General features: G+C 67.5%; 17 protein-coding genes. 4 read left to right on the top strand and 13 right to left on the bottom strand.

Annotation, left to right across the window (positions count from 1 at the left end):
- Positions 1-98: 98 nt before the first annotated feature.
- From GGQ93_RS03240 to GGQ93_RS03255, 4 genes are all read right to left on the bottom strand, one after another.
- Positions 99-515: a DoxX family protein gene (locus tag GGQ93_RS03240; RefSeq protein WP_054766661.1), complete on the bottom strand. Its 417-nt coding sequence runs from the start codon at positions 513-515 to the stop codon at positions 99-101.
- 181 nt (positions 516-696) lie between these two features.
- Positions 697-918 carry a helix-turn-helix domain-containing protein gene (locus tag GGQ93_RS03245; RefSeq protein WP_152950972.1) on the bottom strand — a complete coding sequence of 74 codons (222 nt, stop codon included), beginning with the start codon at positions 916-918 and terminating at the stop codon, positions 697-699.
- Positions 919-926: 8 nt separating this feature from the next.
- Complete coding sequence (locus GGQ93_RS03250; RefSeq protein ID WP_183215101.1) at positions 927-1,454, bottom strand: DUF2975 domain-containing protein; 528 nt, start codon at positions 1,452-1,454, stop codon at positions 927-929.
- A gap of 122 nt (positions 1,455-1,576) precedes the next feature.
- Complete coding sequence (locus GGQ93_RS03255) at positions 1,577-3,019, bottom strand: protein adenylyltransferase SelO family protein (RefSeq protein WP_183215102.1); 1,443 nt, start codon at positions 3,017-3,019, stop codon at positions 1,577-1,579.
- 361 nt (positions 3,020-3,380) lie between these two features.
- Between GGQ93_RS03255 and GGQ93_RS03260 the strand changes: the two genes are divergently transcribed.
- Entirely contained in the window at positions 3,381-5,945 is a 2,565-nt protein-coding gene (locus GGQ93_RS03260) for a TonB-dependent receptor (RefSeq protein ID WP_375782439.1), read from the top strand.
- A gap of 391 nt (positions 5,946-6,336) precedes the next feature.
- Here the strand turns inward: GGQ93_RS03260 and GGQ93_RS03265 are convergent, their stop codons facing one another.
- The 3 genes from GGQ93_RS03265 to GGQ93_RS03275 all read right to left on the bottom strand — a co-directional run bounded on the left by GGQ93_RS03265 (position 6,337) and on the right by GGQ93_RS03275 (position 11,451).
- Positions 6,337-6,828, bottom strand: coding sequence for a hypothetical protein (locus tag GGQ93_RS03265; RefSeq protein WP_183215103.1), 492 nt, complete (start codon positions 6,826-6,828; stop codon positions 6,337-6,339).
- 276 nt (positions 6,829-7,104) lie between these two features.
- Entirely contained in the window at positions 7,105-10,308 is a 3,204-nt protein-coding gene (locus GGQ93_RS03270) for an efflux RND transporter permease subunit (protein ID WP_183215104.1), read from the bottom strand.
- 12 nt (positions 10,309-10,320) lie between these two features.
- Positions 10,321-11,451 (bottom strand): efflux RND transporter periplasmic adaptor subunit, encoded by a 1,131-nt coding sequence (locus GGQ93_RS03275; protein ID WP_183215269.1) that lies wholly within the window; start codon positions 11,449-11,451, stop codon positions 10,321-10,323.
- Positions 11,452-11,651: 200 nt separating this feature from the next.
- On the opposite strand from GGQ93_RS03275, the gene lepA reads away from it, so the two are divergent.
- Positions 11,652-13,460, top strand: a complete 1,809-nt coding sequence (gene lepA, locus GGQ93_RS03280) for a translation elongation factor 4 (RefSeq protein ID WP_054766668.1) — start codon at positions 11,652-11,654, stop codon at positions 13,458-13,460.
- Positions 13,461-13,467: 7 nt separating this feature from the next.
- Here lepA and GGQ93_RS03285 read toward each other — a convergent pair whose 3' ends face one another.
- Entirely contained in the window at positions 13,468-14,586 is a 1,119-nt protein-coding gene (locus tag GGQ93_RS03285) for an acyl-CoA dehydrogenase family protein (protein WP_183215105.1), read from the bottom strand.
- Between the two features lie 85 nt (positions 14,587-14,671).
- On the bottom strand, positions 14,672-15,856 hold the full coding sequence (locus tag GGQ93_RS03290) for an acyl-CoA dehydrogenase family protein (RefSeq protein ID WP_183215106.1): 1,185 nt from the start codon (positions 15,854-15,856) through the stop codon (positions 14,672-14,674).
- A gap of 130 nt (positions 15,857-15,986) precedes the next feature.
- On the opposite strand from GGQ93_RS03290, the gene GGQ93_RS03295 reads away from it, so the two are divergent.
- Complete coding sequence (locus GGQ93_RS03295) at positions 15,987-16,499, top strand: GNAT family acetyltransferase (protein ID WP_183215107.1); 513 nt, start codon at positions 15,987-15,989, stop codon at positions 16,497-16,499.
- On the opposite strand, the gene GGQ93_RS03300 is transcribed toward GGQ93_RS03295, so the two are convergent.
- On the bottom strand, positions 16,496-16,753 hold the full coding sequence (locus GGQ93_RS03300; protein WP_152950978.1) for an Lrp/AsnC ligand binding domain-containing protein: 258 nt from the start codon (positions 16,751-16,753) through the stop codon (positions 16,496-16,498). The two genes, GGQ93_RS03295 and GGQ93_RS03300, sit on opposite strands and share 4 nt — an antisense overlap.
- Positions 16,754-16,971: 218 nt before the next feature.
- On the opposite strand from GGQ93_RS03300, the gene GGQ93_RS03305 reads away from it, so the two are divergent.
- Complete coding sequence (locus tag GGQ93_RS03305; protein ID WP_054766673.1) at positions 16,972-17,649, top strand: bifunctional 4-hydroxy-2-oxoglutarate aldolase/2-dehydro-3-deoxy-phosphogluconate aldolase; 678 nt, start codon at positions 16,972-16,974, stop codon at positions 17,647-17,649.
- A gap of 2 nt (positions 17,650-17,651) precedes the next feature.
- Here GGQ93_RS03305 and GGQ93_RS03310 read toward each other — a convergent pair whose 3' ends face one another.
- Genes GGQ93_RS03310 through GGQ93_RS03320 form a run of 3 tightly spaced genes read right to left on the bottom strand, consistent with a single transcriptional unit; the run spans position 17,652 to position 19,161 of the window.
- The gene (locus tag GGQ93_RS03310; protein WP_054766674.1) at positions 17,652-18,173 is read right to left on the bottom strand and encodes a periplasmic heavy metal sensor; all 522 of its coding nucleotides are present in this window, start codon (positions 18,171-18,173) and stop codon (positions 17,652-17,654) included.
- Positions 18,170-18,580: a hypothetical protein gene (locus GGQ93_RS03315; RefSeq protein ID WP_054766675.1), complete on the bottom strand. Its 411-nt coding sequence runs from the start codon at positions 18,578-18,580 to the stop codon at positions 18,170-18,172. The genes GGQ93_RS03310 and GGQ93_RS03315 overlap by 4 nt, the downstream gene beginning before the upstream one ends.
- On the bottom strand, positions 18,577-19,161 hold the full coding sequence (locus GGQ93_RS03320) for an RNA polymerase sigma factor (protein WP_183215108.1): 585 nt from the start codon (positions 19,159-19,161) through the stop codon (positions 18,577-18,579). Before GGQ93_RS03320 ends, GGQ93_RS03315 begins: the two co-directional genes overlap by 4 nt.
- Between the last annotated feature and the right edge of the window lie 59 nt (positions 19,162-19,220).

A 19,220-nucleotide genomic window follows, 5' to 3' on the forward strand; every position in this document is an offset into this window, starting at 1 on the left:
GCGGCGCGCCAGGCAAAGAAAAGCCCGGAGCCTGGGGAAGGCTCCGGGCGCGACACACCGGGGCGGAGGGGGGAGAGGCCCCGGCGATCGATCCTGTTTCAGGCGCGCCGCCGTCCCAAGAGGACGGGAACGGTGAGCGCCAGGAGAATGAGGTTCACCACCGCCAAGCCGATGTCGCGGCTCAGGGCGTGGACCATCAGCATGGTCGCCTCCATCACGATCAGTCCGGCCGAGGCGCTCAGCAACAGAGGGCGACCCACGCGCCAGGAGATCAGCGGCGCCAGAACGCTCAGGCCCAGCGCCATCTCCACCAAGCCCAGTCCACGCACCATGTTTTCCGGCGCGACCGCAGGCCAGCCCATCAGGGCGATCAGATTGGTCATCGGCTCGGTCAGCTTGGCGTAACCGGCGGCGATGAAGAACATCGCGATCCAGCCCTGGAAGGTCCACAGTGTTACGTTCTTGTAGACGGAGCGGGTGCGGGACTGGGCGACGGGCAGAGTGGTGGAGGTCATCGGGGAGCGCCTGATTGGTAACAGTTGCGAGATCGGATCGAGCAACTCCGTTCGCAAGGGGTATGTAGCGCAGCCGATGCATTTTGTCATCGCCGGATGACATCAGTTGATGACATCGGCTGATGACTTATTGTTTCTGTGACATCCACCCTACAGGCGGCCCGTCGCCCTTCCCTGAGGATCACCCCTCTTCCGACTGAGGTCCCGGCGTCTGGACGATCAGATCGCCCGGCTGGCAGTCCAGCTCTCTACAAAGGGCGTCCAGGGTGGAGAAGCGCACGGCGCGGGCCTTGCCGGTCTTCAGGATCGACAGATTGGCCATCGTCACCCCGACGCGGTCGGACAGTTCGGTCAAGGACATGCGGCGCTCCAGCAGCAGCCGGTCCAGTTGGATCATGATCATGGCGCGCCTCAGACCGTCGCCAGCTGTTCGTCGCGCATGGCCGAGCCCTGGCGAAACACCTCGGCCAGGATGAAGACGACCAGAATGCCCAGCCACGATCCTAGGCTGAAGTCATAGTCGGAAACCGACTCCCCCATGACGTGCGGCGCCACAAGAGCCAGCATCAAGGCGGTGAGCTGGATACCCATCAGGCCCAGCCCCACGCCCTGCAGCCGCTTGACGTTGGCGAACTCGAAGGCGTCGCCCTGATTGACCGAAAGCAGGATGCGGCGCAGTCGGTTGATGATCCACCAAGTGAAGCCGCAGGCCAGGAAGGCGCCGAGCAGGGTCAACCGCTCCGGCCAGTGCAGGTCGCGCGCGTCGCTGCTGTCGAGGTCCCTCATTCCGTCGACGAACCCCGCAGCAAAATCGGGCGATATGATGCTGGCGGCCAAGCAGATCGCCATGATCCCGGTGGCCAGCATGACGAAGACGTTGGCGAACCCCAGGCACCAGCGCAGGGCGCTTGAGATAGAGTATTTTCCGATCAGTCTCATGTCGAACAGCCCTTCCTTCGGCGCGCCCTCCGCAGCGCCTTAGTGACTATCGATATGGTTTCATCGATAAACAGGCAAGAAAATTATCGATAAACGAGATGACGATTTTGTAAGGTTCTGCATCAAGCGGTGAAGGCCCAGGCGAGGCGCGCCGCCTCCAGCCGGGCCAGCTTGGCCCGGAAGGGCGCCCAGTCGTCGGCGGCGTCGATGGCGGCCCAGATCGCCTCGACCTCGTCGATCAGCATTTCTTCGGGCTCGCGCGCGGCGAACATCGGATGCTCCAGCCGTTCGATCCGGTCGGGCTCGTGCGCCATCAGGGCGAAGCGGAAGGCGTCGAAGGCCTCGCCCTGATAGAGTTTCGCGCGCGGTCCCGACAAGGCGCGCGCGGCCGAGGCGAAGCCGCCGAACCAGTCGAAGAACAGCGGCTCCCAGCGAAGCCCCTCCCCGCCTTCGCGCAGCAGGGCCAGGGCCGTGTCGACCAGCCGTTGGTCCGCCGCCTCCCCCAGGCTCAGCACGCCGAACCGCATGAGAAAGGCCGCACGCAATTCGCGGATATAGGCTGGGCCGAAGCCGTTCAAGGCGTCGGTCAGGGGCTCGACCTCGGCGACCAGCTTCAGGCATCCGGCCAACTGGGTCAGGTTCCAGAACACCGCCTCCGGCTGGCGGGCGAAGGCGTAAAGGCCGGTCTGGTCGAAATAGGCGGCGGTGAAGCCCGGCTGATAGGACGGCAGGAAGCGCCAGGGGCCATAGTCGAAACTCTCGCCCGTGACGTTCAGATTGTCGGTGTTGAGCACCCCGTGGACGAAACCCGCCGCGATCCAGCGCGCGGTCAGTCTGGCCGAGGCCTCGACGACGGCGCGCAGCAGGCCGGGCGCGTCCCCCGCCGCGACCTGTGGGTGATACAGGCTGCGGACGTGCTCGATCAGCGCTTCGATCTGATCGACCCGCCCCAGATAGGCCGCCCGCTGGAAGGTGCCGAACCGGATATGGGAATGGGACAGGCGCGCCAGGACGGCCGAACGGGTCGGCGACGGCTCGTCGCCCCGCTCCAGCGCCTCGCCGGTCTCGATCAAGGAGAAGGCGCGGCTGGTCGGAACCCCCAGGGCCTCCAGCATCGCGGCCGCCAGAACTTCGCGCACCCCGCCTTTCAAGGTCAACCGACCGTCGCCGCCGCGCGACCAGGGCGTCTGGCCCGATCCCTTGGTCCCCAGATCCAGCAGCCGAGGCCGCGCGCCGCGCCGCGCGGCCGTCGCCTGCGGCGTCTCCCACATCTGGGCCGCCAGAAAGCCGCGCCCGTCGCCCAGGTCGGGGTTGTAGTGACGGAACTGATGGCCGTGATAGCGCATCGCCAACGGCCCCGGCTGGCCCGGCAGGGGTTCGAACCGGCCGAAGGCGGCGATCCATTCGGCCTCGCTCAGCCCGTCCAGCCCCACCTCGGCGGCGGCGCGCTGATTGCGGAAACGCAAATCGGCCTTGGGAAAGCGCGCGGCCTCCACAGCGTCGGCGAAGTCCGGCCCCAGATCGAAGAAGACGGGAGCGGGGCGGTAGTCGGCGTGGACGGGCATGGCGGTCAGTTGCGCCCGCCTGGACGCTTTCGCAAGGCGCGGACTCGTCGCTGATCGGCTGAAGACTGACCTAGCGTCAAAATTTTCTGTCTCTTCCGTGTCACAGAAGGGCCGAACTAGGGCGAAAAATGGTCGCGGGTATCAGCGCTCGCTTGTCGTTCGGCGGGAAGCAGGCTTAGCCTCACCTTACTGAACGCGCCTCCACGCAGAGGCGCGTCGATTGGGAAATAGGAAACGCTTCGGTCGCCCCGCGACCGAGCTTCAGAGCCGGGAGGACGCTTCGTTGCGCCACACTAACCGCTACCTCAGAACCACCGTGTCCGCCGCTGTGGTCGGCGCCGCCGCCTTCGGCTTCGCCGGCATGGCCGCCGCCCAAGAGGCGCCGGCGACCGTGGACGACATCATCGTCACCGCCCAGAAGCGCGAACAGAGCCTGCAGGACGTGCCGATCGTGGTCACCACCCTGTCGCAGGAGGTGCTGGACGGCGCGGGCGTGCAGGACATCAAGGATCTGCAGATCCTGACCCCCGGCATGACCGTCACCTCGACCCAGTCGGAAGCCTCGACCACCGTCCGTATCCGCGGCGCCGGCACCGTGGGCGACAACCCCGGTCTGGAAAGCTCGGTCGGCGTGGTCATCGACGGCGTCTATCGTTCGCGCAACTCGGTCGGCTTCGGCGACCTGGGCGAACTGAGCCGCATCGAGGTGCTGAAGGGGCCGCAAGGCACCCTGTTCGGCAAGAACACCTCGGCCGGCGTCATCAACATCATCACCGAACGTCCGTCGTTCGACCCGTCGATCTCGGCCGAACTGACCGCCGGCAACTACGGCGCCGTCGGCGGCTCCGTCTCGGTGACCGGCGGCCTGACCGATCAGATCGCCGGCCGCCTGTTCGTCGCCCATCGCGAGCGCGACGGCTTCTATGACGTCAATCTGGGCGACGGCCCCCGCACCCTGACGGAAGACAACACCCAGGACTACTGGACCGGCCGTGGCCAGCTGCTGATCCTGCCCAGCGACGAGGTGTCGATCCGCCTGATCGCCGACTACACCAAGCGCGACGAATACTGCTGCGCCGCCGTTCAGACCCGCGTCGGCCCGACCCAGGCCTTCATCGCCGCCCTGACGGCGCCGAACGGCCCCGGCCAGCGTCCGCCGGTCGCCGGCTTCGGCACGGTGCCCTTCAGCCGCACCGCCTATTCGAACCGCGAGACCCCGCAAGAGATCGAGGACATGGGTCTGTCGGCGGAGGCCACCATCGACCTGCCCAGCCTGAACGCCACCCTGACGTCCCAGACCTCGTGGCGCGACTGGTCGTTCCAGCAGGGGATGGACCTGGACTACACCGGCGCCGACATCCTGTACCGCGCCAATGACGGCTCCAACGGCTATGGGGTCGGCAACCTGACCCAGGAACTGCGCCTGGCCGGGACGACGGACAAGTTCGACTGGCTGGTCGGCCTGTTCGCCACCAAGGAGGAGGTCTATCGCGACGACAGCTATGTCTACGGCGCCGACTACAACGCCTTCGCCTCCCTGCTGCTGACGGCCTCCCTTCCCGCCTCCGTGGGCGGCCCCAGCCCCAGCCGCCTGGGCTGTTTCACCAATCCCCAGGGCTTCCTGGTCGGCACGGCCGGTCCGGCCGCCGGACAGCCGCTCTGCGTGATCGGCGCCGTGCCCCCCAGCGCCGCCGCCCCGACCTTCGGCACGGGCAAGGCCTATGAGGACCACTATTCCCAGAAGTCCGAATCGGTCGCCGTATTCACCAACAACACCTATCGGGTGACGGAGGCGTTCGAGATCAACCTGGGTCTGCGCTACACCTATGACAGCAAGCGTCTGCTGGGCCTGCAGGACAATCTGGGGACCAACGGCGCGGCCTGCGGCGGCGCCCTGGCGAACCAGAACCCGGCCAATCGAGCGGTCTCGCCCATCCCCGGCACGGCCAATGTCGCCACCCCAGCGGCGGCCCTCGGCCTGCTCTGCCTGCCTTGGTCCAACCCGCAGTACGACAACCGCCGCATCCAGGAGAAGTTCAGCGACACCGACCTGAGCGGCACGCTTAAGGCCTCTTACCGCCTGAACCCCTCGGTCATGGGCTATGTCTCCTACGCCCGCGGCTACAAGGGCGCCGGCTACAATATGGACCGGGTGCAGACGGGGGTGACGCCTGACGCCTCGCTCTTCTTCGAGGCCGAGACGGTCGACAGCTATGAGGCCGGTCTGAAGACGACCCTGTTCAACCGCACCATGCTGTTGAACATCACCTACTTTGACCAGAAGTTCGAAAACTTCCAGTTGAACACCTTCCTGGGCACCGCCTTCGTGGTGGAATCCATCCCGGAACTGACCTCGCGCGGCGTCGACGCCGACATGGTCTGGTTCACCCCGATCGAGGGCCTGTCCTTCCAGGGCGGCGTCACCTACACCGACGCCAAGTACGGCGACTTCACCGGCGCCGATCTGTCGAACCCGGCGCGCTTCCCGCAGCTGTCGCTGCTGCCGGGCGCCCGCGCCTCCTTCGCTCCGGAATGGTCGCTGACCGGCGCCCTGGCCTTCGACCGCTCGCTGGGCGGCGGCCTGCGCGGCGGCTTCAACCTGTCGGCCAAATATTCGACCGAGTACAACACCGGCTCGGACCTGCTGCCGTACAAGAACCAGGAGGCCTTCACCGTCGTGAACGGCCGCATCTCGATCGGTTCGGAAGACGAGCGCTGGACCGTGGATGTCTGGGGGCAGAACCTGCTGCAGGAAGAATACACCCAGGTGGCCTTCGCCGCCCCGCTGCAGGGCACGGCCTTCACCAACACCACCACGCCCCAGGCGGACGGCACCTACTACAACATCGCCACCGACACGGCGACCTACAACGCCTACCTGGGCGCCCCGCGCACCTGGGGCGTGACGCTGAAGGTCAAATACTGATCGTCTGAACCGCCGCGGCCCCAAGGGCTGACAGGGCGGAACGACGAAGGGCCGACCGGGAAACCGGCCGGCCCTTTTTCTTTGCAGGGGGACGGGATGGCGGCGGAGGCGGCCGCCCTTCGACCGGAAGGCGCTTACTCCCCTTCCGTCATCCTCGGGCTTGACCCCGTCATCCTCGGGCTTGACCCGAGGATCGAGGGGGCCGCCGCTTGTGCGAGACCCCGGACGCAGCGCCCGATCCGGGCCCGATCCTCGGGTCAAGCCCGAGGATGACGGGGAGGAGGGGGGGCGGCCGAGGCTATGCCTGCCGCCCCGCGAGCGGGGAAGGTCGGGTTTAGGAGCCGGCGGCATTTTCGCAGTCCGACCCGTTGCGGACCCTGAACCCCTAAGTTCAGCGAATAGACGTGAACCGACGCCGAACTCGCGAAGACAGCACTTTCAGCCGACCGACCAACCCTGCGAACGCCCCATACTTAGTGACCTCCCACTCCAGCTTCAGCAAAGCCTGAGCCGTCGACAGGGCCTCATCGATCTTGGCGATATATTCGTCGTGACCCCCAACCCTCACAAGATCGTCCAGCCTTCCCTTCAGGCTCGAGTGCAAAGGCTCTAACGGGTTTAGCCGCAAGAGAACTCTCCGATGTGCCGCCATCGAAAGATGAGCCTGCTCTGTCAGCTTCGCCGCGCCTTCAGGCGTATTGTCTGGGTCTCTCACCAGTTTGGCGATCCGATCGGAGGTCGCGAAGACCTCTGCCAGATCGTCTCTCAGGGCGTTTATCCAAGCTTGGCGAAGCTGGGCTATAGCAACGCCGCGAGCGATTAGCGCAGCAACGATGGATCCGATGCCAAACACGGCAAGAAAAGCTGTCCAAGTCGCGTGCATCTGCCCCCCTCCAGCCGATAGGCCGCTTCCGATGGCGTTGTCGCCGCTCCCTGACATGCCGTCTACCTGACATGCCGTCTAGCAGTATCGTGGACCCAAGTGACCTTCGCGGGTCAACCGCGGAAGTGTGGGTGTCCGCTAACCACCCATAGCGGACGTTCGCCGATTCCGCATCCGGTTCGCCGCCTCCCGCCACGCCGGCCCTTCACCATCGCCAGAAGAAGGCCCGGCCGGAAAGTCTCCGGCCGGGCCTCATCGTCTCACGAGGAACGTAGATCAGCCGATCCGATCCTCCGCCGCCGGCTCCTCATGCCCATGCTGCCCGTGGGTCAGACGGCTCAACCGGCTTTCCATGCGACGCTTCAGGCCGTCGATCAGGCTGAAGACCACCGGCACGAACAGCAGCGACAGGGCGGTGGAGGTGATCAGCCCCCCGATCACGGCGATGGCCATCGGCGAGCGGAAGGCGGTGCCTTCCCCGAACGCGGCGGCGATCGGCAACATGCCCAGGCCCATGGCCATCGTCGTCATGATGATCGGCCGCGCCCGTTTGTGGGCGGCGTCCATCAGGGCGTCGTGGCGGTTCATCCCCTTCTCCATCGCCATGATGGCGTAATCGACCAGCAGGATGGAGTTCTTGGCCGCGATCCCGGTCAGCATGATGATGCCGATCAGGGCCGGCATCGACAGCGACTTGCCCGTCACCAGCAGCAGGAAGAAGGCGCCGCCGAACGACACCGGTAGCGCCGCCAGGATGGTGATCGGGTGGAAGAAGCTTTTGAACAGCAGGACCAGCACGACATACATCAGCAGGATGCCTGTGATGATGGCGAAGGCGAAGCCCGCGCCCAGCTCCTGGAAGCTTTCGGCGTCGCCCGACGGCTGTTGGCTGACACCCTGGGGCAGGCTCTTGATCGACGGCAGGGCGTTGACCGCCTCGGTCGCCTGGCTGAGCGTCAGGCCGCTCAGCTCGGCGGTGATGTTGGCGACGCGCAGTCGGTCCAGACGGTTGATCTGGTTCGGCCCGGCGCCGAAGGTGATGTCGGCCACCGCCGACAGTGGGACGGTGGCGCCCGAGGCGGTCGGCACGCGCAGAGTCTCCAGCACCCCCAGGTCCGAGCGGGCGTCCTCCTTCAGCATGACGCGGATCGGCACCTGACGGTCGCCCAGGTTGAACTTGGCCAGCAGCTGATCGGCGTCGCCCAGGGTGGCGACGCGCGCCACCTGGCTGATGTCCTGGGTGGACACCCCTTGCAGGGCGGCGACGTCCGCCCGCGGCGTGACCAGGATTTCAGGCCGCACCAGAGAGGCGGAGGAGACGACGTTCGACAGGCCGGAGATGTTGCGCATCTCCCGCTCCACCTTGGCGGCCGCCGGCTCTAGGACGTCGGGATCGTCGCCGACCAAGGCGATGGTCAGCAGGCTGGAGCCCCCGCCCCCGCCCGAGGCGCCGAACTGGACGCGGGCGCCCGGCACCTGACGCAGGGTCGGACCCATGTCGCGCTCGAACGCCTGCTGGCTCAGCTTGCGGTCCCAGCGTCCGACCAGATTGACGGTCAGATTGGCGCTGCGCACCTCGCCCGACGATCCGCCGCCGCCCGGCCCGAAGCTGGTGGTGGCCGAGCCGATCGAGGAATAGACCGACTCGACTTCCGGCCGCTTCATCAGTTCGCGATTGATCCGCTGCACGGCCGCGTCCGTCTCGGACAGGGTCGTGCCGGGCGGGAACTGAACCGTCACGGTGGAACGCGAAATATCCTCGACCGGAATGAACTCGCCCGGCAGGCGGCTGGCCATGAAGATGGACAGGAAGAAGAACAGCACGCCCATGCCCAGCACCCAGACGCGGTGATCGAACACCCGGTCCGCCACCTTGCGGCGGAACCAGCCGGCCTGCGGATGATGCTCGGCCCGACGTTTGCGCCAGTCGTCGCCGAGCGCCCAGTTCAGGGCCTTCAGATAGGGTCCCATCCAGAAGGGATCGCCGTGTTCCTTGCCTTGGTCGCGCTTCAGCAGATAGGCGCCCATCAGGGGCGTCAGGGTCCGCGCCACCAATAGGGAGAACAGCACGCTGACGCAGGTGGCGATGGCGAAGCTCTTGAAGAACTGGCCCACGATGCCCGGCATGAAGCCGGTCGGGGCGAAGACCGCCACCAGGGTCGCCGTGGTCGCCATGACCGCCAGGCCGATCTCGTCCGCCGCCTCGATCGCCGCTGGATAAGGCGGCTTGCCGTCGCGGATGTGCCGGACGATGTTTTCGATCTCCACGATGGCGTCATCGACCAGGATGCCGATGGTCAGGGACAGGGCCAGCAGGGTCACCACGTTCAGCGACTGATTGGTCAGATCCATGACCCAGAAGGTCGGGATCAGCGACAGCGGCATGGCGACCGCCGCAATCAGGGTCGCCCGCCAGTCCCGCAGGAAGATGAAGACCACGGCGATGGCCAGAAGGGCGCCCAGCACCAGGGTCTCGACCGAGGCGTGGAAGTTGTTGACGACGTCTTCAGTGGTGTTGGCGACCTCTTCGAAGGTCACATCCGCGCGTTCGGCGTCCAGCTTGGCCAGTTCGGCCTTGACCCGGTCATAGACGTCCACCTCGGAGGAGCCGATGGCGCGCGAGACGCCGAAGCCGACCACCTCCTGGCCGTTGAACCGGGCGCGGCCGCGCGGTTCGGACCATTCGTCAGTGACTTCGCCCAGGTCGCCCAGGCGCACGCTGCGCTCGCCGATGGGGATCAGGGTCTCGCGCAGCTGTTCGACCGATTGGGCCGAGCCCACGGTGCGGATGGCCTGTTCCTCGCCCGCGATCTCGCCGCGGCCGCCGGGCAGGTTGATGTTGGAGGCGCGCAGCTGGTTCGACACCTGGGCCGCCGTGACGCCCGAGGCGGCGAGGCGCGCAGGGTCCAGCTTGATGCGGATCTCCCGGCTGACGCCGCCGTCGCGGCTGATCTGGCTGACGCCGCGCACCGACAGCAGGCGTTTGGCCACCGTATTGTCGACGAACCAGCTCAGCTCCTCGGGGCTCATGCCCGGCGCCCGCACGACGAAATTGGCGAAGGGGATGGCGGTGAACTCAATGCGCTGGACGATCGGCTCCTGAACGTCGGCAGGCAGGTTCTGGCGAATGCCGCTGACGGCGTTGCGCACGTCATTGGTGACCTTCTCCAGGTTCACCCCCAGCTGGAACTCGATCGAGGTGGTCGACACCCCCTCATTGACCACCGAGGTGATGTGTTTGACCGAACCCAGGCCCGCCACGGCGTCCTCGACCAGGCGCGTGACCTGGGTCTCCATCTCCGTCGGCGCGGCGCCGGACTGGATCACGGTGACGGCCACGACCGGCAGGTCGACGTCGGGGAAGTTGTTGGTGCGGAGCTTAAAATAGCTCATCGTCCCAGCGATCGTCAGGACGACGAACAAGAGGACGATCGGGATCGGATTCCGAATCGACCAGGACGAGATGTTCTGAAAACCCATCGGTCCGGTTCCTTAGCGCGCGGCTTGGCCGGCAGGGGCCGGAGCAGCGGCGGCCGGAGCCGCAGTCGCGGGAGCCACCGTCACGTGGTCGCCCTCGCCCAGGAAGCCGGCGCCCTGAACCACCACGCGCTGGCCGGCCTGAAGGCCCTGAACGGCCACCTGATCGCCTGTGCGCGCGCCCGTGGTCACGGGAGCGAAGCGAACCGCCTCGCCCTGGCCGATCACATAGACGCCCGGCTTGCCTTCGCGATAGACGATCGCCGCCCCTGGCACGACCAGGGCCGGCTGGTCGCCGACGGCGATCTCGGCGCGGGCGAACATGCCGGGACGCAGCTGGGCCGCCGGGGCCAGAGAGATGCGGGCCAGACCCAGGCGGGTGGCCGGATCGACTTGCGGCGTGACGATCCGCACCGTGCCGGTCGTGGGCGCCGCCTCGCTGGAGGTCACGGTCGCCGACTGACCGGCGCGAACCAGGGCCAGTTCGGTCTCGGGCACCTGGGCGTCCAGCTCCAGCCGACCGTCGCGCACCATGCGGAACAGCTCGGTCCCGGCCGCGATGATCTGGCCCTTGGTCACGCTGCGGCTGGTGATCAGACCGGCGACGGGCGCGCGGATCGTGGATTGGCTGAGGCGGGTCTGGGTTTCCGACAGGGCGGCGCGGGCGGCCGCCAGATTGGCGTTGGAGCTGCGCTGATTGGCCAGGGCCGTGTCCAGGGACGCCTGGCTGAGGAAGCCCCGCTCCTTCAGCTGCTGGGCGCGCGTCAGGGCCGCATCGTCGCGGGCGACGTTGGCCTCGGCCTGCTGCACCTGGGCCTGCTGCTGACGCAGCTGGGCGCGCAGCAGGACGTCGTTCATCTGCACCAGGGGCTGGCCCTGACGGACGTAGGAGCCTTCGTCCACATAGACGGCGACGGCCGTCAGGCCGCCGGTCTCGGCCGCCACCGGCACCTCCTCCCAGGCCGAAACCGAGCCCGAGGCGCTGACGGTGCGGCTGAGGTTGATCGAAGCCACCGTGGCGGCCGTGACGGTCTGGCGCGCGCCGGCGGTCGTGTCGGCCTTCTTCTCCTCGCCTCCCCCGCCGCAACTCGCCAAGAGGGCCGACAGGGCGACGGCGCAGAGGGCGGCAGCGGTTCGGGTCGTCATGGACACGGGGGAGTTCCTCGGTTTCAGGCGAAGCGGATCGCCGGCTCGCGCCGGTCGGGAAGGTGCTTGGCTAATACCTCGTCCGCGCCTCCGCCTCAAACCCGGACGAGCAACATTGCAGAGGTGTAATCTACGACGGGGCGTTCCCGCCGGACCTGGGCGGCTGGTCCAAAAGGAATACGCATGTTAGGGGCGCGCGGATGACGACTCCTCCGATCTCGAACATCCGGAATTTCAGCGTGGTCGCGCACATCGACCACGGCAAGTCCACCCTGTCCGACCGCCTGATCCAGCACACCGGCGGCCTGACCCAGCGCGAGATGTCTGAACAGGTGCTCGACTCGATGGAAATTGAGAAGGAGCGGGGGATCACCATCAAGGCCCAGACGGTGCGCCTGACCTATAAGGCGCGCGACGGCCAGGACTATGTGCTGAACCTGATGGATACGCCCGGCCACGTGGACTTCGCCTATGAGGTCAGCCGGTCTCTGGCGGCGTGCGAGGGTTCGCTGCTGGTGGTGGACGCCTCGCAGGGGGTCGAGGCCCAGACCCTGGCGAACGTCTATCAGGCCATCGACAACAATCACGAGATCGTCCCGGTCCTGAACAAGATCGACCTGCCCGCCGCCGAGCCGGAGCGGGTCAAGGCCCAGATCGAGGACGTCATCGGCCTGGACGCCTCCGACGCCGTGGAATGTTCGGCCAAGTCGGGCCTGGGCATCGAGGACGTGCTGGAGGCCATCGTCACCCGCCTGCCGGCGCCCAAGGGCGACCCCGACGCCCCGCTGAAGGCCATGCTGGTCGACGCCTGGTACGACCCCTATCTGGGCGTCGTCGTCCTGGTCCGCGTCTTCGACGGCGTCTTGAAGACCGGCATGCGGGTCAAGATGATGCGCAACGGCTCGACCCACCTGATCGACCGGGTCGGCGTCTTCCTGCCCAAGAACACCCCGGTGGACCAGCTGGGCCCCGGCGAGGTCGGCTTCATCACCGCCCAGATCAAGGAAGTGGCCCACGCCGCCGTCGGCGACACCATCACCGACGAGAAACGCCCCACGGCCGAACCGCTGAAGGGGTTCAAGGAGGTCCAGTCGGTGGTCTTCTGCGGCCTGTTCCCCGTGGACGCCGCCGACTTCGAGGACCTGCGCGCCGCCATCGGCAAGCTGCGGCTGAACGACGCCTCCTTCACCTATGAGATGGAATCCAGCGCCGCCCTGGGCTTCGGCTTCCGCTGCGGCTTCCTGGGTCTGCTGCACCTGGAGATCATCCAGGAGCGGCTGAGCCGCGAGTTCAACCTGGATCTGATCGCCACCGCCCCGTCGGTCGTCTACAAGATCGGCCTGCGCGACGGCTCCGAGATGGACCTGCACAATCCGGCCGACCTGCCCGACGTGATGCAGATCGACACCATAGCCGAACCCTGGATCAAGGCCACCATCCTGACCCCCGACGAATACCTGGGCGGGGTGATCAAACTGTGCCAGGACCGCCGCGGCCAGCAGGTGGAGCTGTCCTATGTCGGCAGCCGCGCCATGGTGGTCTACGAACTGCCGCTGAACGAGGTGGTGTTCGACTTCTACGACCGGCTGAAGTCCATCTCCAAGGGCTACGCCTCGTTCGACTATGAGATCACCGAATACAAGGTCGGCGATCTGGTGAAGATGTCCATCCTGGTCAACGCCGAGCCGGTGGACGCCCTGTCCATGCTGGTCCACCGCCAGCGGGCCGAGACGCGCGGCCGGGGCATGGTGGAGAAGATGAAGGAGCTGATCCCGCCCCATCTGTTCCAGATCCCGATCCAGGCGGCCATCGGCGGCAAGATCATCGCCCGCGAGACCGTGCGCGCCCTGCGCAAGGACGTGACCTCCAAATGCTACGGCGGCGACGCCACCCGCAAGAAGAAGCTGCTGGAGAAGCAGAAGGCCGGCAAGAAGCGGATGCGCCAGTTCGGCAAGGTCGAAATCCCCCAGGAAGCCTTCATCGCCGCCCTGAAGATGGACGAGGATTGATCGCCCCTCAAAACCCCTGGCTCCTCGCCAACCGTTCGGTGTGGAACTGAGCGTCGCCCAGGAGTTCGTTGAGGACGCGGACGCGCTTCATATAGAGGCCGACGTCGAAGGCGTCGGTCATGCCGACGCCGCCGTGCATCTGGACCGCCTCTTGCACCGCCAGTTCGGCGGCGCGGCCGGCCTTGGCCTTGGCGACGGAGGCCGCAAGGTCGGCGTCGTCGCGGCCGGCGTCGATGGCCTGGAGCGCGGCCAGAGTGGCGGCGCGGGCCAGGGCCAGTTCGGTATAGAGATGGGCGGCCCGGTGTTGCAGGGCCTGGAACTCGCCGATCAGGCGGCCGAACTGTTTGCGGGTGCGCAGATACTCAAGCGTGATCTTGAACGCCTGGTCCCCGGCGCCGGTCAGGGTCGAGGCGGCGCAGGCGCGCCCCAGCGCCAGGGCAGGGTTCAGCAGGGCCTCCCCCCCGCCGACGGCGCCGATCACGGCGTCGGCGTCGACTTCGACGTCGGTCAGGGTGACGCGGGCGGCGTTGTGGGCGTCGACCATGACGGTGCGTTCGACCGCGACCCCGTCCGTCTTCGGATCGACCAGGAAGAGGGTGATCCCCTCCTCCGCCCGCGCCGCCACGATCAGGGCGTCGGCGATGTGACCGTCCAGAACCAGGGCCTTGGCGCCGTTCAGGCGAAAGCCGTTGCCGGACCGTTCGGCCCGCGCGGTGATGCGGCTGGGCGCGTGTTTGGCCCCCTCGTCGATCGCCAGGGACAGGACGGCCTCGCCTGCCGCGATCCGGGGCAGCCAGGCCTGCTGGACCTCTGAGCCGCCGTCGCTCAGCACCTTGGCCGACAGGATGGCCGAGCCCATGAAGGGGGACGGGGTCAGGGAGCGGCCCAGGCTTTCGGCGATCACCCCCGCCTCGACGGCGCCCAGGCCCAGGCCGCCGTGCGCCTCGGGGATCAGGACGCCGGCGAAGCCCATCTCGCCGAAGCCGCGCCACAGGTCGCGCGACAGGCCGTCGGGATCGCGATCGTCACGCAGTTTGCGCAGATGGTCCAGCGGGGCGTGTTCGGCCAAGAAGCCGTCGGCGGCGTCCTGGAGCATCGTCTGTTCTTCGGTCAGGATCAGGGGCATTGGGGTCCCAGGGCTGTGCGGCGGAAGAACCCCTCCACCACTTCGTGGTCCCCCTCCCCACTGCGTGGGGAGGAGACGGCGGGGCTCAGGCGCCCGGCAGTTGCAGCAGGTGTTTGGCGATGATGTTCAGCTGAATCTCGCTGGTCCCGCCCTCGATGGAATTGGCCTTGGTGCGCAGCCAGTCGCGGGCGGCGGCGCCGCCGTGCGAGCGTTCGCCCTCCCATTCCAGGGCGTCGATCCCGCCGGCCGCCATCCGCAGTTCGTGGCGGCGCTTGTTCAGTTCCGAGCCGTAGTATTTCAGCATGGAGGCGATGGCCGGATGGGCCTGTTTGGCCTTCATCTGATCGCCGGCCCGCTCCATCGCCAGGCGGAAGGCGGCGGCGTCGATCTCCAGCTCGGCGATCCGGGCGCGCAGCATGGGGTCGTCCAGCCGGCCCTCGGCGTCGGCGCCGATCGTCTCCAGAGCAGTCTGGTGCAGGGGCCGGCCGGCGCCGACCTCGCCCATGGCGCCGATCATGGTCCGCTCATGGGCCAGCAGATATTTGGCCACGTCCCAGCCGCGGTTCAGCGTGCCGACCAGGTTTTCCTTCTCCACCCGCACATCGTCGAAGAAGGTTTCGCAGAAGGGGGACTTGCCGCTGATCAGGGTGATGGGCCGGGTGGTGACGCCCGGCGTCTTCATGTCGAACAGGACGAAGGAGATGCCCAGATGTTTGGGCGCCTCCGGATCGGTGCGGACCAGGCAGAAGATCCAGTCGGCCTTGTCGGCGTAGGAGGTCCAGATCTTCTGGCCGTTGACGATCCAGTGGTCGCCGCGATCCTCCGCCTTGGTCTGGATCGAGGCCAGGTCGGAGCCGGCGCCGGGCTCGGAATAGCCTTGGCACCAGCGGATTTCGCCGCGCACGATCTCGGGCAGGAACCGCTTCTTCTGTTCTTCGGTCCCGAAGGCCAGAAGCGCCGGGCCCAGCATCCAGACGCCGAAACTGGCCAGGGCCGGCTGGGCCTTGATGCGCCGCAGCTCCGACGCCAACACCTTGGCCTCTTCGCGGCTTAAGCCCCCGCCGCCGTACTCTCGGGGCCATTCCGGCGCCGTCCAACCGCGCGCGCCCATCCGTTCCAGCCAGAGCCTGTGCCCCGGCGTGGCGAAGACGGCGTCGCGCCCGCCCCAGATCGTATCCGCCTCGGAGGCCATGGGACCGCGCACCTCGGGCGGGCAGTTCTCTTCCAGCCAGGCGCGCGTTTCGGTGCGGAAGGCGTCCAGATCGGTCATGTCGCGTGTTCCCCGCGTTTCCTCTTTGGAGGGGAGGTTAGCAGATGGGTTTCGATTGGCTACGGTCATTTGCGCCCAGGCAACAGCTTGGCGGCCCGCGCGTTGGTGGTCTGAAACAAGGGGGCCGACCATGACCTATCTGACCCGCGCGGTGTTCGGCGGCGCCAGTCTGCTGCTGCTTTTGGCCGCCACCGCCCTGATCGGCTTCGGCGTCAAGGACGCCCTGGAGACCATTCACGCCCCCGGCCAGTCGGGGGCCGAGGCGGTGCTGGACGTGCTGGGCTATGTCATCGTCGCCATCGCCGTCTTCGACGTGGCCAAATACATCTTCGAGGACGAGGTGCGGCGTGGCAATGAGCGGCGCAGCGCCGCCGAGGCCCGGCGCAGCCTGACGAAATTCCTGTCCACCATCGTCATCGCCCTGTTTCTGGAGGCCCTGGTGGTGGTGTTCAAGACGGCGCGCGAGGACGTCAGCCAGCTGATCTATCCGACCGCCCTTTTGATCGCGGCCGTCCTGGTGCTGGTGGGCCTGGGCGCCTTCCAGCGGTTCTCGGCCTCGGTCGAGGAAAAGGTCGGCGAGGACGACGAGGCGGAGGAGCGCAGGGACGCCGTCAAGCGAAAGACCGGCGCCGGAAAATCCTAGCCCCCCTTCGGCAGGAAGGGCGAGAAGGTGATGACGGTGAAGGTGTCGCGGACATGCGGTCGGGTCTGGACCTGTTTGGTCACGAAGGTCCCGATGTCGGCGTCGCGCGGCAGGTTGAACTTGGCCAGCAGATCGTGCTGGCCCGAGGTCGAATAGACCTCCGACACGTTCTCCACATGGTCCACGATGTCGGCGGCCACCTCATTGGCGTAGCCCAGCTCGGTTTTGATGAAGACGAAGATGGCGGTCATCATGGCGGGGGCTCTCCTATTGCTGGTCCGCCTCCTAAACGGTTTTGGACGCGGCGTCGAAGACGGCCGGTGAAACAATATGTTCCGCGACAGCGCCTCGAACCGGACCGCGCGGCTTTCGTTTTCTGCGGCGGCTGGGATAAGCAGGACGCGAAGGCCGGGCGACCGGTCGAGGAAACACAGGCGTTCCGGCGCGGGTCGGACAGGCGGAGATTTGAGACATGGCCCATGATCGCGTCAGCGTGCTGAAGGCGCTTCAGACCCAGGGCGTCTGCCCGGTCTTCTATCATCCCGATCCCGAGGTCAGCCTGAACGTCATCCGCGCCTGTGCGCGCGGCGGGGCGCCGGTGGTGGAGTTCACCAATCGCGGCGACTTCGCCTGCGACCTGTTCGGCGAGATCAATCGCGAACTGATCAAGACCGATCCTTGGGTGGTTCTGGGCATCGGCTCGGTCGTCGACAGCGGCACGGCGGCCCTCTATCTGAACCGGGGCGCGCGTTTCGTGGTCAGCCCCTGCCTGGTCCCCGACGTGGCCAAGGTCTGCAACCGGCGCATGGTCGCCTACTTCCCCGGCTGCGGCTCGGTGACCGACATCGGCGAGGCGCATGAACTGGGCTGCGACATCGTCAAACTGTTCCCTGGTTCGTCGGTCGGCGGGCCGGACTTCGTCAAGGCGGTCAAGGGTCCGATGCCCTGGGTCAAGATCATGCCGACCGGCGGGGTCGATCCCGACGAAGCCTCAATCGCCAAATGGTTCGGCGCCGGAATCGTGGCGGCGGGCATGGGATCCAAACTGGTGACGGACGCGGCGGTGAAGGCCGGCGACTGGGCCGCCATCGAGAGCTCGGTGCGCGAGGCGGTTCAGGCTGTCGCCGCCTTCCGCGCCTCCAAGGCCTGAGGTCAGCGAGGGACGTCGCCGGCTTCGGGCGGCGGCGGCCCCTCGCCGGCCGGGCGATCGGCCCGGCCGGCGCCTGGTCCCTTGCGCGCCAATATGTCGGCCATGATGCGGCGGTCCTCGACGTCCAGGGCGCCCAGAATGGCGATGGCGCCGCCTTCCAGACGGGCGCGGCCGCGCATTTCGGCGGCGCGGGAGTCATTCAGCAGGGCCTGGACCCGCTCGGGATTCATCTGCGGTTGGCGCGCGGCCTCGACCGCCTGACGGCGGGCCTCGCGCGCGGCGTCGAAATCGGGACGGGCCGACAGGGCGACGGCGCGCATGCGGGCGCGCACCTCGCGTCGGGTTTCGGGGCTCAGCTCCGCCACCAGGGCGCGAAAGCCGCCGGCGCGACCGGGCTGGCGCTGTTCGGCGACGTGCTGGTCCACCTTGGCCCGGCTGACGGCGAAGGCGACCCCGCCGGCCAGGGCGAACAGGTTCAGGGCCACAGAGACCGCCAGGGCGATTTTCAGCCCGCGTCCGCTCATCGAAGAACCTCCGTATCGTCCACCCCGGTCAGGCTGGATTGATAAAGCACCGCATCAGCCCGCTCGTTGGCGGTCAGTTCGCTGGTCAGGCCGACCCCCGCCACAACCCCGGCGCAGGCCGCCGCCGCCCAGCCGGCGCCCAGATAGAAGGCGAGCCGGTCCAGATGGAAACGACGGCTTCTGGCCTTGGGCGCGGCGGCGAGAACCCGCGCGGTCAGGACGGCCGAGGGCGCCGGCGCCGGCGCGGCGTCCAGCAGGGCGTCCAGCGCCGCCGCCTCGTCGAGCACCGCCTTCAGCGACGGATCAGCCGCGATCAGGCTTTCGGCGAAGGCGCGTTCGGACGCCGGCCATCGACGCAGGTCGGCGCCGTAAGCCTCCGCCAGGGCGTGCAACCGTTGCGCCTTCATCTCGCCTCTCCTCTCAGCGCCGCAGCCGGGGCGCGGGGCGCCAGGTCCGACAAGGACTGACGCAATGCGCGGCGACCGCGCGACAACAGACTTTCCAGCGCCTCGACGCTGATCTCCATCAGGGCGGCCGCCTCGATATTGGACAGTTCCTGATAATGACACAGGACCACCGCCTCGCGCTGCCGATCCGGCAGGCGGCTCAACGCCTGTCCGACCCGCAAGCCCGTTTCGGCCGCCATCAGACCCCGATCCGGGGCCGGTCCCTCGTCGGGACGGTCGGGGGGCGTTTGCGTCGGAATCTCGCGACGACGCCGCAGCCGATCGTAACAGAGGTTCAGCGCCACCCGGTGCAGCCAGGTGTCGAACCGCGCCTGGCCCGGCGTCCACCGGGGCGCCTGTTTCCACGCCTTAAACATCGTTTCCTGAGCCACGTCCTCGGCCTCGACCGCATCGCCCAGCATCCGCTGCGCCAAGGCCAGGATGCGCGGCAGTTTGCGCGCGACGAGCGCCTGGGCCGCCGCCGGATCGCCCTGACCCACGCGGCGCACCAGATCCTCGTCGGGGTCGATGATCGCGACCAAGCCTGCCTCTTCCGATCCGGACGAAAGGGACCGATTCGCGCGCGACGGCCGACCCCGAC

The sequence above is a fragment of the Brevundimonas aurantiaca genome, from assembly GCF_014199955.1.
GTDB classification, from domain to species: domain Bacteria; phylum Pseudomonadota; class Alphaproteobacteria; order Caulobacterales; family Caulobacteraceae; genus Brevundimonas; species Brevundimonas aurantiaca.